The organism is Spirosoma koreense (genome assembly GCF_054777875.1).
In genome coordinates this window covers 1680473-1694197 of sequence record NZ_BAAHAC010000022.1, presented here as the reverse complement: position 1 = coordinate 1694197, position 13725 = coordinate 1680473, and the positions used below count along the sequence as shown (strand labels likewise).

15 protein-coding genes are annotated in these 13725 nt (G+C 50.5%); 6 read left to right on the top strand and 9 right to left on the bottom strand.

All coding sequences use genetic code 11. The features are described from left to right. Positions 1 to 35: 35 nt before the first annotated feature. The 8 genes from ACYVC2_RS20510 to amaB all read right to left on the bottom strand — a co-directional run bounded on the left by ACYVC2_RS20510 (position 36) and on the right by amaB (position 6562). On the bottom strand, positions 36 to 488 hold the full coding sequence (locus ACYVC2_RS20510; protein ID WP_461105188.1) for a hypothetical protein: 453 nt from the start codon (positions 486 to 488) through the stop codon (positions 36 to 38). Positions 489 to 645: 157 nt separating this feature from the next. After that, a complete protein-coding gene (locus tag ACYVC2_RS20505) occupies positions 646 to 843 on the bottom strand; it encodes a hypothetical protein (RefSeq protein ID WP_461105186.1) in 198 nt (65 codons plus the stop codon). Between the two features lie 370 nt (positions 844 to 1213). Then, positions 1214 to 1444, bottom strand: a complete 231-nt coding sequence (locus ACYVC2_RS20500; RefSeq protein ID WP_461105184.1) for a hypothetical protein — start codon at positions 1442 to 1444, stop codon at positions 1214 to 1216. Positions 1445 to 1686: 242 nt separating this feature from the next. Further along, positions 1687 to 2169 (bottom strand): hypothetical protein, encoded by a 483-nt coding sequence (locus ACYVC2_RS20495; RefSeq protein WP_461105182.1) that lies wholly within the window; start codon positions 2167 to 2169, stop codon positions 1687 to 1689. A gap of 455 nt (positions 2170 to 2624) precedes the next feature. Beyond that, positions 2625 to 3113, bottom strand: a complete 489-nt coding sequence (locus ACYVC2_RS20490) for an SRPBCC family protein (protein ID WP_461105180.1) — start codon at positions 3111 to 3113, stop codon at positions 2625 to 2627. 2 nt (positions 3114 to 3115) lie between these two features. Further along, on the bottom strand, positions 3116 to 3430 hold the full coding sequence (locus tag ACYVC2_RS20485; RefSeq protein ID WP_461105178.1) for an ArsR/SmtB family transcription factor: 315 nt from the start codon (positions 3428 to 3430) through the stop codon (positions 3116 to 3118). Between the two features lie 581 nt (positions 3431 to 4011). After that, positions 4012 to 4422 carry a hypothetical protein gene (locus tag ACYVC2_RS20480; RefSeq protein WP_461105176.1) on the bottom strand — a complete coding sequence of 137 codons (411 nt, stop codon included), beginning with the start codon at positions 4420 to 4422 and terminating at the stop codon, positions 4012 to 4014. A gap of 604 nt (positions 4423 to 5026) precedes the next feature. Beyond that, positions 5027 to 6562, bottom strand: coding sequence for an L-piperidine-6-carboxylate dehydrogenase (amaB, locus tag ACYVC2_RS20475; RefSeq protein ID WP_461105174.1), 1536 nt, complete (start codon positions 6560 to 6562; stop codon positions 5027 to 5029). A gap of 136 nt (positions 6563 to 6698) precedes the next feature. Here amaB and ACYVC2_RS20470 point away from each other — a divergent pair, with 136 nt between their 5' ends. The 6 genes from ACYVC2_RS20470 (at position 6699) to ACYVC2_RS20445 (ending at position 13240) form a co-directional block, all read left to right on the top strand. After that, positions 6699 to 7085: a hypothetical protein gene (locus ACYVC2_RS20470; protein WP_461105172.1), complete on the top strand. Its 387-nt coding sequence runs from the start codon at positions 6699 to 6701 to the stop codon at positions 7083 to 7085. A 245-nt stretch (positions 7086 to 7330) separates the two neighbouring features. Next, positions 7331 to 7885, top strand: a complete 555-nt coding sequence (locus ACYVC2_RS20465) for an RNA polymerase sigma factor (protein ID WP_461105170.1) — start codon at positions 7331 to 7333, stop codon at positions 7883 to 7885. Beyond that, a complete protein-coding gene (locus ACYVC2_RS20460) occupies positions 7882 to 8718 on the top strand; it encodes an anti-sigma factor (RefSeq protein ID WP_461105168.1) in 837 nt (278 codons plus the stop codon). The genes ACYVC2_RS20465 and ACYVC2_RS20460 overlap by 4 nt, the downstream gene beginning before the upstream one ends. 147 nt (positions 8719 to 8865) lie before the next feature. Further along, positions 8866 to 9387: a peptide-methionine (R)-S-oxide reductase MsrB gene (gene msrB, locus ACYVC2_RS20455; protein WP_461105166.1), complete on the top strand. Its 522-nt coding sequence runs from the start codon at positions 8866 to 8868 to the stop codon at positions 9385 to 9387. A 266-nt stretch (positions 9388 to 9653) separates the two neighbouring features. After that, a complete protein-coding gene (locus ACYVC2_RS20450) occupies positions 9654 to 12224 on the top strand; it encodes a penicillin-binding protein 1A (protein WP_461105164.1) in 2571 nt (856 codons plus the stop codon). Positions 12225 to 12298: 74 nt separating this feature from the next. After that, positions 12299 to 13240: an alpha/beta fold hydrolase gene (locus ACYVC2_RS20445; protein ID WP_461107200.1), complete on the top strand. Its 942-nt coding sequence runs from the start codon at positions 12299 to 12301 to the stop codon at positions 13238 to 13240. 22 nt (positions 13241 to 13262) lie between these two features. Here the strand turns inward: ACYVC2_RS20445 and ACYVC2_RS20440 are convergent, their stop codons facing one another. After that, on the bottom strand, positions 13263 to 13655 hold the full coding sequence (locus ACYVC2_RS20440) for a VOC family protein (RefSeq protein ID WP_461105162.1): 393 nt from the start codon (positions 13653 to 13655) through the stop codon (positions 13263 to 13265). Positions 13656 to 13725: the final 70 nt, after the last annotated feature.

Below are 13725 nucleotides of genomic sequence, written 5' to 3'. Positions count from 1 at the left end.
TTTAGTGAGCAGGAAAACGGGTCAGACGTCGAAACTTACTTGTCGACTCGTTTGTATTTCTCGATGATAATGCGGTCGATCCCCAGCTTATCGAGTTTTTCGACTCCTTTCTGAACCAGCGTATCGCCCGTGATATGCACGACAAACTCGAATTTGTTGTTCTCCCAGGCTTTATCCGAGAAGTAGTCCAGATGCTCGGTGTAGGTACTGTCTGTCAGCGTATAAGTACCCCCACCGGCCGAGAAGGCCGTCGCAGACGAATCTTTGCTTCGGTCTATGCTATGATTCAGAAAGGCAAAATGGGTAGCGTTGATAAGTTTAATCATTTTATGCGTCGGATCGAAGGTCGAATAAGTCGAATCCTTTTCGGTGCTTGTCGCCGACACGAGTTCCCAGGTGCCAACAATGGGCGTCCCGGATGGTTTGGTCGAACAATGGCTCAACAGGGCCACAGCACAGGCCAGACTCAGTACAAGTCGTAAGTTCATACAAAAATATGGTGGTTTAGGAGCAATCGCCAGCAGGTATTGCCGGCTGCCCAACGCCAAAGAACGAGTGGCCTGGGAAACTACTCGAAAGGCTACTAAGGCTCGATCCTTTTCCCAGCAGAATTTGCTTTGCGTCACACGATTTGTAATAGCCCCACTACCTAACCGGACGGTTCTGTAAGAAATAAATGCCCGCTATGAGGCAGCATACCAAACCCACACTCCTGAGGAGGATTCCCCAGCCAATGACATAATACGTATCGTAAAGCTGGATATCGAACGTATCTGCCTGAACCTTAAAAGAGCCAATCAATAAGAGGAGACCCAGCACCAGCAATGTTCGTGTCTTACTCATAGGTGATCGGTCGGCTTATTTAGGAAGGTGCAATCCATGTCCGGAGGGGTCGGCTTTGCTTTATTTCAACAGTAGATTCCGGAAGTTTATTGACAAATATCCCTGTGCCGGCTGTAAAATTAACAACAGTCGTGAAGCACCTGGTCATGTACGATGAGATGACAAACGTCATCCACCATACAGCCAGGATTGACAGCAAATTGACAATCAGAAGCGTTGTGTAACAATATCTCTGGAAGTGACCTGCCACCCAGAAGCTGATTCATGATGATCCGGAGCCGTATCGCCAGGCCTTTTCTCCCGACCAGGCTTAGGCGACAAAGTCTCCTGTAGGACGGCTGCCTGTTACGGAACAAGGACAGCCGACTAATTATCCAACTGTATCTCTGCGGCCTAGTTCAGCCTGAATGCTTTTTAGGGTTTTTGCAAACCTGGAACTAAGCCAAAAAGCACCCAGTAGTAAACCAATAGTAAGCACAAAACCACCTTGATGGGTAGCCGACCAAATTGCAACGCCAACCAATGCCCCGATGAACAGAGCCACGGGAATTTTTTGTGATTTTAATTTTGTCTCTTCTGACATCAATTCGTCGAGTGTCATTGTCGAGTAGTCCTTATGGGAAAACATATTGCTGTTTAAAGTAAAAAAATTCTGACACGTTGAGTTCGTTCTTTACCTCAAGCTATACCTGTCGACTGGAGCAAGCTTTCATTCGATTCAGTCGCGAAGCTAACCCTGCCCAACCAAGGCGTCCACTTCGTCAGCCGAGACGCCGAAATAGAAGCTCGAACCTTCCCACGCGGGCCATTTAAATTGTCGACTGAAAGCTATCCTTTTTTCCTTTATAGATTAACAGGATTCGTATTGATTCGTAAATTTTCTAAGCTCCAATCAAGACCTCGTAAAATACTCTCGCGGTTTCCTTGCATAGAAAAATGGTTGTCAATTTCCCATTTTTTACTTTTTAATTCTGCGAGACTGGTGTTTTTTGTCACCGACCAACTCGTCAATTCCTGAGTATGTTTTTTGGTAATCTTTAAAAAGCTACGCCCTTTAACATCAAAAATTTCCAAGTGAAACGATGAAATATACTGATCGGATAAATCATATATTAAAAATATATCGTTTGAATTCTCGCTCAAAAGTAACTTCCAGTAATTCAGCAAACTATTAAAAATATCCCTGATTGACATTTCATAATCATTCTCCTCATTTTTCTCAATTTCAAGAAAATCGGCTACATAATAGAAATCAACTTTCTGAATTGAATTGTCCGTAATTACGATAATATTGGTCGTCTGAAAATCAAGTAGAAATCGTATCATTCCTTAACATGAAGCCATTTTTTACAACGCTTACCCTGTTAGCCGAAATTTGTCTAATTCATTAAAATTCTCAACCTGTCGCCCGTGATCGGCTTTACACCATGTAGTATGGACTCGCACCCAGCATTCGCAACGGCCGATTGTGTCCACAAGATAGACTAAACTCAGCTACATTCGTCTTTACAAATTTGCCTGCCTTGGGCGATAACGCTTCCTGCGAGGGCGAGTATGCTTTCGCAGGAAACTTTGTCGCCCAACCGAGCGCACAACAAGTAGTCCGCTGGTGCAGCACTTACTGGCTGTATGCCTTTGCAATCAACGGTTTACGGCTTGGCGATGCTGAGTATTTGAAGCTGTCTGCTGAACAAATGCACTACTGCCGATTGACTACCAGCACTGAATATAGATCGTTCAGCCCTACTTCGCCAAGCCGATGTTAACGGCAATTTATCTCTTTACTTTTGCAGCGATAAAGTGGCCAGCAACTCTTCCAGGTTTTTCATGGTCATAGCCGTTCCTTCCTTAAAGCCCATTTCAAGCATCTTCTCTAAGCGGGTAAGCGATTCATTATAAATACTGATCCGTACGGTTGTCTTCCCGTTTTGTTCGCTGAACGTTAAATCCCACTCAGAACCGGGCAATTCTGGATTTTCATCTTTGTCGGCAAACGCATTCAACAATTTGAAATTAGTTTTCGGACTAATGGATGTGTATTGTTGAATTGCCCAACGTTCTTGCCCTTCAGGACTAACCATCGCATAAAACCGTCGACCGCCCACTTCAAAATCCATAAATTTTGTTTTTGAGGTCCAGGGTTTGGGCGCCCACCATTGATCAAGAATCTCCTGCTTCGTATAAGCATCCCATACCAACGAAAGATCGGCATCAAATTCTCGGGAGAAGGTGACCGTTTGTGTTGTTTTGTCAACGGTGAAATCGTTCATGTTTAGCTTTTTTTAAGTGTTGATAATACGTCGTCAAGTTGATTAAAGCGAGTTTCCCAAAGTTTCCTGAATTGGTTTACCCACTGATCAACCTCTTTTATTTTTTCAACTTCCAGTGAGTAGTAGATCTCCCTGCCTTGCTGTTCCTGTTTCACCAGTTCGCATTCGGTGAGTATACGCAGGTGTTTGGAAACAGCTTGTCGGGTCGTGTTGAAGTTCTCCGCAATAGCGTTGGGTGTCATGGCCTGCAAGGCAATCAGGGTGATGATTGCCCGCCTTGTAGGGTCGGCTATTGCCTGAAAAATATCGCGTCTCATCTTATTTACTTTTTACTTTGCGAAACTGAATGGTTGCAAATTTACGCGCAACCATTCAGTTTCGCAAGTTTTTTCAGAAAGAAAATCAGTTGGGATTGTCAACCTGGAGGGGCATCATAAAATGGCTACTGACTCGCCGATTGCCTCACGCTCGTTGCAGCTATACAAAATGCGAAATGTGTAGTTTGGGTGACTGTATTATTTCGAGTCCTGCCTGTCGAAACGTTGATCTTGTCAAAGGAGTCGCAATCCTAACACCTAACCCTGATTTGTCGGCGCGTTCACCCTGCCAGCCGAAACCCGGAAATAGATGCCCAAACTTGCCTCAGCGGGGCGTAAATTTTGTCACCGGACCCTGTCTACAAGCCCCGCGTTGCCTTACCGGGGCGTTCGCACTGTCACTCGGACGCGGAAATGCAAGTAACTATTTGGACTGCACCCAACGACCATGAGGGCTGATGGATGAGCGAACGACCCAAGACAACAAACGTGCGTCAACCTTTACACCCTCATTTGGTTGGGCTGCAAAGCCTCCTACGGGACGAGTTGCCTGTCTCCAGATAGCTTCCTTTATGAAAGGTCTATCGAAAAAAATTGACAAGTGTCCATAGGCCCAAAATAAAAATGCCTACCGCACTAATGAATAGAGCAAAGATGAAATATTTCTCAATTCTGTCCTGCCAAGTTTCCGGCTCATCGCTGTTAGTATAGCCACTTACTTTTTCAACGTAATGGAAACAAATTTCGCTTTCTGAGTCAATCCATTCTGCATACTCGTCGCTAATCGAGACCGTTTTTCCTTCTACCACTTTATCAATTTCATTAGCTGCTTGGATAAGGCGTTGGGCAAAAAGAAGAAGTCCATCCTTGTTAGCTCTAATTGCTGACTCATCCACTCCTCCCCCATACATGAAAAAATTGATATAGGCTTTCTCTGGATCAGTGTTTGCTTGAATTCCAGTTATCCATTCATTAAGTTTATTATCATTCATTCTTTATCGGATAAATAGCAATTAGATTCGAGATATTACTCTTTGCTAAGCGTTCGCTCTGTTGCACGATATGTGATAGATGTAGTTTTTAACTACCTCAACTGGAGCGTTTCCCTTGTCGCAGGAAACCCTAAAATGGAAGCTCCAAAATGTCCTGTCGAGACGTGCGGCCTGTCGACTGAGCGACGAAATACACTCATTTTTTATGTTTGTTCGTATCACCCAACATATTATTGTGCGCGATTTCGCGGCACTAAAAATAGGCTTTCAGCTTTTTATCAGCGCCGTATAGTTCCGCAGTTTTATCAGTACCAATTCATAGCCGGATGTCGAAAACAAATAACTATCTTTCGTTATAGATAAACAAAACCTAATTCGGCGAATTGACTAAGCGGCATAGAGTACAGGTTCCTGTGCAAAGAGCCTGGGACATTGACGGTTATCCTAACTACTTTTTTGGCGACGACAACGAACTGTACCGTCTTACACGGCGGGGCGAACTTCGGCGTATGCGCCGGAGTATGAAGCGCGATACGCCGGGCTACGTGCTGAAAAGCCGATTTTATAGCCTTAAGTAAAATCCCGTCAATCCTGTTGGAAAAACTTATAACTCAAAGGTAATTCCCTGCGCCAGTGGCATGGTCGTGCCGTAGTTGATTGTATTGGTTTGTCGGCGCATGTAGGCTTTCCAGGCATCGGAGCCGGATTCGCGGCCACCGCCCGTTTCTTTTTCGCCCCCAAAAGCCCCGCCTATTTCCGCCCCCGACGTACCGATGTTCACGTTAGCAATGCCGCAGTCGGACCCGGCCGCTGAAAGGAACTGCTCGGCTTCGCGCAGGTTCAGGGTGAATATAGCCGACGACAAACCCTGCGGGACGGCATTCTGCTGCGCAATGGCCTCGTCGAGGGTGCTGTACTGGAGCAGGTAAAGAATTGGCACGAAGGTTTCGCGCTGGACAATAGCCCATCCGTTTTCGGCTTCGGCAATGCAGGGTTTGACGTAACAGCCTGATTCGAAACCCAGTCCGTTCAATACCTCTGGCTCGACAACAAATCGGCCGCCCGCTTCGCGAATGGCCTGAACGGCCGACAGATAGGCTTGAACTGCCTGCAGATCGATCAGCGGACCGACATGAAACGACTCGTCTAACGGGTTGCCTATACGCAGCTGGGTGTACGCGTGCTTCAGCCGGTTCTTCACGTCCTCGTAGATGCTTTCCTGCACAATGATCCGGCGCGTGGTCGTACACCGTTGCCCGGCAGTACCTACTGCGCCGAACACGATCGCCGGAATGGCTAAATCCAGGTCGGCCTGTTCCGTCACGATGATGGCATTGTTACCACCCAGTTCAAGCAGGCTTTTCCCTAACCGTCCCGCTACCGCTTCGGCAACCGCTTTACCCATCCGGATACTGCCCGTTGCCGACACCAGCCCGACGCGCGGGTCGTTGGCCAGCCATCCACCCACATCCGGGCCACCCGTAACGAGGCACGAGACACCTTCGGGCACGTCGTTGTTGCGTAGCACTTCGCCAATAATCTGCTGGCAGGCCAGCGCGGTCAGGGGTGTTTTTTCGGACGGCTTCCAGACGCACACGTTCCCGCACACCCAGGCAATCATAGCGTTCCAGGACCAGACGGCCACCGGAAAATTGAAGGCTGAAATAATCCCTACCACGCCCAGGGGGTGCCACTGCTCCAGCATCCGGTGCGCCTGTCGTTCGGAATGCATCGAAAGCCCGTAGAGCTGCCGCGATTGCCCGACGGCAAAATCGCAGATGTCGATGATTTCCTGTACTTCGCCCAGCCCTTCCTGCAACGACTTACCCATCTCATAACTGACCAGAGTACCCAGTTCGCGCTTGTAGTGCCGAAACTGCTCACCCATTTGCCGGACAATTTCGCCCCGGCGCGGAGCGGGTACCTGACGCCACTGCACAAAAGCGGCCTGTGCCGTTTCGATGACCCGGTCGTAATCCGCGCGGGACGATCCAATGACCCGCCCGATGAGTTGCCCATCGGCGGGTGAATACGAATCAATGGTTTTCTGATTGCCAGCCGCTTCGGTGTGCCAGAAAAGCTGACCTGTACTAGTTCCTGGTTTTACAGGTTGAGTGGGTAGGGGAAGAATAGACTGCATACGATTGGTTTTTGGGTTGTTGATTACCCGGCAAAACTATTGGCCTTTGGCCGGACCATGCACCTATAGGGTAAACTTTTTACGGCCAATTCAGTTAAAAAGAATAAGATTTTACCCTTGTAAGCTCAACAACGTTATGAAAATCAAGCACACATTAAGCCTCATCGCCGTCGGCCTTACGCTGGCTGCCACACCGGGCTGGGCGCAGACAACCCCCACCGGAACGGCCACCTCGACCACGTATCCGCAGGGAGCCATTGCGCCGGATTCGACCCCGATGAAAGGCTCCCGTGACCAGAAGCGAGCCATGAGACAGAACCGGAAAAATACCCGTAATAACAACGGTAATACCAACACGTCGGTACAGGATGCCCGCTATCGGGAAAGCTCCTCCAGCGACGGCACGTCGATCAACAACAGCAACACGACTAATTACAACAGCAACAATGTAACCACGGCGCCTACGGGTGCCGGTAGTAATCCGAACACTGTTCCTACGCCGAAGAAGAAGTCGGACCAGTAAGGATAAAGCTACCTTCCGGTTATGTATGCGGAGCGGATCAGCGTATTATGGCTGACCGGCAAAACGAAGTGGTTCGGTTTATGTACAGCACGTACCGACCACTTCGTTTGCTGTCAGCCCTTTACAAACGACCGGCAAGAGGCCGCATTAATTTATAAGCGTAGCAGGCATGCGTGACTTTATTGACGGGCTATCTTTCGTTTTTTGATTTTCTCTCTATATTTGGCTCACTTAAAACCGCCTGCGTGAAACGTCAGTCTTCTTTAGTTTCGGAAAGTATCCTGCTCGAAAAGCTGGTCCAGCGCGACCAAAAAGCTTTTCAGTGGTTATACGACCAATATTCGCCGGCTTTATACGGTGTCGTTCTGCGCATTGTCCGTGAAGAAGAGCAGGCGCAGGATATTTTACAGGATATTTTCGTAAAAATCTGGAAAAACATCGATGCCTATGATGCCAGCAAAGGTCGTTTATTCACCTGGATGCTGAACGTAGCCAGGAATACCGCCATTGATTCGCTACGATCCCGTAAAACTCAGCCTTTTGGCGCAATCCGAACCGACGAAGACAACGTAGGTATTGTTGATCAACAGCATCATACGGATCAGCCCAATCCAGATCATATCGGTCTTAAGGAAGTGGTCGATAAGTTAAGGCCCGAGCGTAAGCAGCTAATTGATCTGGTTTATTTCGGTGGCTATACGCATGAAGAAGCTGCCGAAGAGTTGAATCTGCCGCTGGGCACTGTAAAGACCAGAGTTCGCGCTGCCTTACAGGAGTTAAAGGATCTATTTAAATTATGAATGTAACAGAATATATAGAATCAGGTATTCTGGAATCGTATGTTTTGGGCGTTGTAAACGACCAGGAACGGCGCGAGGTTGACTGCCTATCCTCTATTTATCCTGACATACGGCGAGAACTTGACCAACTGTCGGCTGCGCTCGAACAATACGCAACGGCCCACAGCGTTGAACCACCAGCCTCTATACGGACTAAATTACTGGAAACTCTGCCCTTCGAGCAGCCCACCGAACCCCAACAGCAACCCGACCGGGAGACGATCGTTCGCCCCATGCCGGTAGACCCACCCGCTACGTATACCTACCGACTTACCTGGGTAGTGGCCGCTTCGGTAGGACTGCTGCTGCTGGTTTTCTCGTTCTATCTGCTATCTCAGCTGCGTTCGAATCAGAAAACTCTGGCTTCCACCCGCGATGCGAACGAGTCGTTACAGACTCAGTTACGCCAGTTGCGGGCCAATCAGACCCAAACGGATCAGATGCTGGCGCTGGTTAGGCAGCCCGGTTTGCGCACGCTTCAACTGCGGGGCAACGAGAAAGCACCGGAAGGAAATATCCTTCTTTTCTGGAATACCCAGACGCAGCAGGTTGCCGTACAGGTACAATCGCTTCCTGCTCTGCCAGCCGACAAGCAATATCAACTCTGGTCGCTGGTCGACGGTAAGCCGGTCGATGCGGGTGTTTTCGATGCTGGCAGCGACGCAAAGCTGGTGCAACAGTTGAACCACTCGATTGCCCGGGCCGATGCCTTTGCCGTCACCGTTGAAAAGCGGGGGGGTAGCCCCACCCCTACGCTCTCTACCCTGCTGGCTATAACCCAGTTGAAAAGCTGAACGCACGCTTACGTTTTCTTGTTATTCTTTTGACGCGCTGCTGGTATCTTTCAGTCTAGGCGTATCGGCCCTGACTGGCGCAGTTGGCGACGAAATTGGCATACGCGCCGTCTGCGTATGTTTACACCAGCTTTTATGCATTATCTCATGAAAACTATCCTGCTTTTCGTAGTATCCGCCTGTTTGGTTGTCAGTGTGGCCTTTAGGTCTGCCGGGATTCTGTCCCGACCAGCCGAAACCACGACGCTGGTGAAGCCTGTAGCCGACGATAACCCTCCCCGGAAGGTGGTTAAAACCGATGCCGAATGGAAGAAGATCCTGACTCCCGGTCAGTTTACCGTTCTGCGCGAACACGGCACCGAACGCGCCTTTACCAGTCCGCTGAATTCTATTCACGATCACGGGACATTCTATTGTGCGGCCTGCCATAATCCGCTCTTTTCGTCCGATACTAAATTCGATTCGGGTACGGGCTGGCCTAGTTTTTACCAGCCTATTGCCAAAAACGCCATTCAGGAAAACACCGATAAATCATACGGAATGGTCCGTACGGAAGTGCTTTGCAACGTCTGTGGCGGTCATCTGGGGCATGTTTTCAACGACGGTCCTAAACCCACAGGCTTGCGGTACTGCATGAATGGCATCGCTATGACCTTCGAAAAGAAATAAAGCCGGAACGCAACAGACCGCGCTTCATTTCCCGCAGGCTTTCCTGTTTCTCCCAGAAAATGGCCGGGTTGTTCACGCAGCCCGGTTTTTGTATATAACATGGATCGAAAATACGTTATATTTGATGCCCGGTCGAACCGGACCCGGACTTGCCCAGCGGGGTAACTGAAGTAGATTTTACGTTACCCAATTAAGTAAATACACTTACGTTAGTGTTCTGGGATGATCCTGTGTACTAGTATAAAGTTTTCTTCGATTACATACGCATGAGTCAATACAGGGAGCGATTCCGCGCCGTTCGGCACGCTTTTGGTGCGTTCCGACGACGAATCCGACAACGCCAGCACCTGCTGGGCAATGTCAGGCGTGGAGTTGGCCGACAGATCGCGCGGGTAGCCGGCGAAGAGCGGGTCAATTCATGGACCGCTACCTACCGCACTTACCGCAACAAGCTCCGTTCGTTCGTTCATCAGTACATCGACCCCAACTCCTGGTATTATCCGTACCTGAAAAATGGCCTGAAAGTCTTTTTGTGGGGATCACTGCTGCTGGGTATTTACGTGTTTACCCTCAATTATAATTTCCTGTACCTGACGGGCGAGATGCCCAGTGTGGAAGAACTGAAAAACCCGAAACTGAACCAGTCGTCGGAGATTTATTCGCAGGATGGGGTAATGATCGGGAAATTCTATGCCGAAAACCGCACACCGATCAAGTACGAAAACATTCCGAAGCAACTCATCAATGCCCTGGTGGCCACCGAAGATGCCCGTTTCTACGAACATGGGGGTGTCGATCCACGCGCCATTGGCCGGGCCATGTTTAGTTTTGGCCGAGAAGGGGGCGGTTCGACCATCACCCAACAGTTGGCCAAAAACCTGTTTAAAACCCGCCGGAAAACCAGTTCGGGGATCCTGACCCGGATTCCGTTCGTGCGAAAAATTATTTACAAATCGAAAGAGTGGCTCATGGCCCTCAAGCTGGAACGGAATTTCACCAAGGACGAAATCATCACTTATTATTTCAATACGGTAGACTTCGGCAGCAATGCGTTCGGGCTGAAAACCGCAGCCCGAACGTTTTTCAACAAAATGCCCGATAGCCTCAACGTACAGGAAGGCGCTGTGCTGGTTGGCTTACAAAAAGCGACAACCAGCTACAACCCACTACGGCATCCCAAGCGCTCCCGAGAACGCCGGAACGTGGTCATCGGCCAGATGGCGAAATATAATTTTCTGACTAAAGCCCAGGCCGATTCTATCAGTGCGCTGCCCCTCGTGACCGACTTCACGCCCGAAAACCCGTATTCAGGCCCAGCCAGTTACCTGAAAAACGCGGTCCAGGATTACGTGAAAAAATGGGGCGAAGAGAATGGGTATGACCTTTATACCGATGGGTTACGGATCATTACAACGGTCGATTCGAAGATGCAGACCTACGCCGAAGATGCGATCAGAGAGAAAATGAAGCAGTTGCAGCGGACATTCGATAACCACTGGCGCGGGCGCAATCCGTGGACCGACGAAGATGGTAACGAACTGCCTGGCTTCATCGATTCGGTGGCCCGTCGGACGGAGCGGTATAAGACCCTGAGCCGCCGGTTCATGCCACTGTACCCGGATTCGATCATGTACTACATGAAACATAAAAAGTACAAGATGCGGGTGTTCAGCTGGAACAGCAAACGCGGCTACGACTCGACCGAAATGACCCCATACGACTCCATCGCTTACTACAAGCACTTCCTGCAATCGGGCATGGTGGCTATGGACCCGCATACGGGCTACATTCGGGCGTGGGTCGGCGGCCTCGACTATGATTATTTCAAATACGATCACGTGAAGCAGGGCAAACGGCAGCCCGGTTCGACTTTCAAACCGTTCGTGTACACTACGGCCATCGACGACACGCTGATCAACCTGAGCCCCTGCGATCGGCTGGAAGACCGTCCATTTCGAAAAGAATACCGCGAGAATGGAGAGGATAAGTTGTGGGAACCGCGCAATTCGACCGGCTATTTCACGTATTCGAACATGACCCTGCGCCGGGCCATGGCCCGCTCTGTCAACTCGATTACAGCCCAACTCACGGATCGGGTTACGCCCGAGCGGGTGGCGCAGTACGCGCACCGCATGGGCATTAAAAGTCGGCTGGAGGCTGTCCCTTCCATCGGTCTGGGTTCGTCCGACGTATCGTTGTATGAACTGGTGGGTGCCTACTGCACGTTTGTCAACGATGGCGAATCGACCGAGCCGATGATCGTGCAGCGAATCGAAGACCGCGACGGCAACGTCATTGAAACCTTTACCAGCCAGCACCAGCGCGCCATAAGTCCCGAATCGGCTTTCCTCATGCGCTACATGCTTCAGGGTGGGCTGCAGGAATCGGGTGGCACGTCGCAGAACCTCTGGTCGTTCAACCTGTTCAAAAACCACAATGAGCTGGGCGCAAAAACCGGAACGACCTCAAACAATTCCGATGGTTGGTTTGTCTGTATTTCTAACAACCTGGTGGTCGGGGCCTGGGTCGGTGGTGATGACCGGAGTATTCACTTTCGGTCGACCGATCTTGGCGAAGGCGCTAAAACAGCCCTGCCCCTGGTAGGTAGTTTCCTGGAGAAAGTCTACAACGATCCGAAATTCAAAAGTTTACAGGGTCCTCTGCCCAAGCTCGACGGCGTCAGCAAAGAATACCTGAACTGCGGTTATTCGGACGATGAAGAGGAAGCCAGCGAGTCGGATTCGACCGAAACGTCGGGCGAAACAGTCGATTCGACCTTTATCCAGACGCCACCGCCAATCGATCAGACAACGCTGCCCGATACCACCGGTCGTTAAAAAAGAAGAAAAGGAACCCGTTGAGGGCAAAATCTAATCAGTATATTGCAGGAATGGCTTTGCGTACAACCTTAATGAAGCGATTTCTGCGCGTTCTTGGCTGGGCTTTTCTGGCGCTGTTCGTGCTGGCGACCGGGGTGGTCATTGCCGCCTGGTTCGTCGATTCGCGCCAGTCGGATCAGGAGATCGCCGAAGAGTTTCAGGGGCAGCGCATTCGTCCGGTCGTGCATTACTACCGGGTGGCCAAACCGAGCGAACCCATCCGCACCATCCGGTTTATGGAAACACCCGTTCAGCCCGGTGATTCCTCCCTGCCGGTAGTATTGTTTGTGCACGGAGCCCCCAGTTCGCTTTCGTTTTTCAACGAGTTTTTCAAAGATACGACCTTACTGAACCGCGCCCAACTGGTAGCTGTAGACCGGCCGGGTTACGGCTTTTCCGATTACGGCCGGGTCGAAACCTCGATCATTCGTCAGGCCGAATTACTCCAGCCGCTCATCGATCGGTACCGGAAGGCCCCGTATCTGATGGTCGTCGGTTCTTCGTATGGTGGTTCGGTTTCGGCCCGGCTCGCCATGAACAATCCCGGCCGGGTTAATCACGTTGTGTTTGTCTCATCGGCGCTCGGCCCCGGACTGGAGCGCACGTACCCCATCAGCTATTTTGCCGACAGCCCGCTGATTCACTGGGGGGTACCGCCCCTGCTACGGCTGGCCAACGATGAGAAACTAGCCCACCGCCAGGCCCTGGAAGCGATTCTGCCGGACTGGCCCAAGATTCGGTCGAATATAACCATGCTACACGGCCAGCGCGACGAGCTGGTTTACCCCACCAACGTATCGTTTGCGCAGGCGCACCTGGTCAATGCGCGGGTAAAGCAGTTTCTGCTGCCCGAAAACCGCCACGACATTGTGTTCAACAAACGGCAGTACATGACCGAGATTCTGCTCGATATCCTGACCCGGCGCGATGTTAAAGAAACGGTGCGCGCCAAGCCTATGGTCGTCAAGCTGTAACGCGGATGGTCCTCGTTATCGGTCAAACCGTTATCTCGATCCGGTTCTGCTCCGGGTCCAGCACCACGCTTTCGTAGTAGCCATCGCCCGTCCGGCGTGGTCCGTCGACGACGATATAGCCGTCCGTCCGGAGCCGCTCGGTCAGGGCATCCACGGCGGCCTCGCTACCCACCGAGCAGGCCAGGTGCGCCCACCCCATCCACTGCGCCAGGCCATCCGGCTGGCGTTCCCGAATACCGGGCATCTGCATAATCTCCAGCCGTGGCCCACCGTCGGGAAAACTCAGAAAATAAGATGAAAATTCTTTTCGGGCATTTACGTATCGATCGTTGGCGATAGCGCCGAAGTAGGTTTCGTAGAAAATCCGCATCCGATCGAGATCGCGTACCCACAGGGCAAAATGTTCGATATTCATCGTATAAACAGACGAGCCTGGTGAGTCGTCAGGCTGCCTACAAAGAAAATAGCTAGGTTCTGATTCCCCA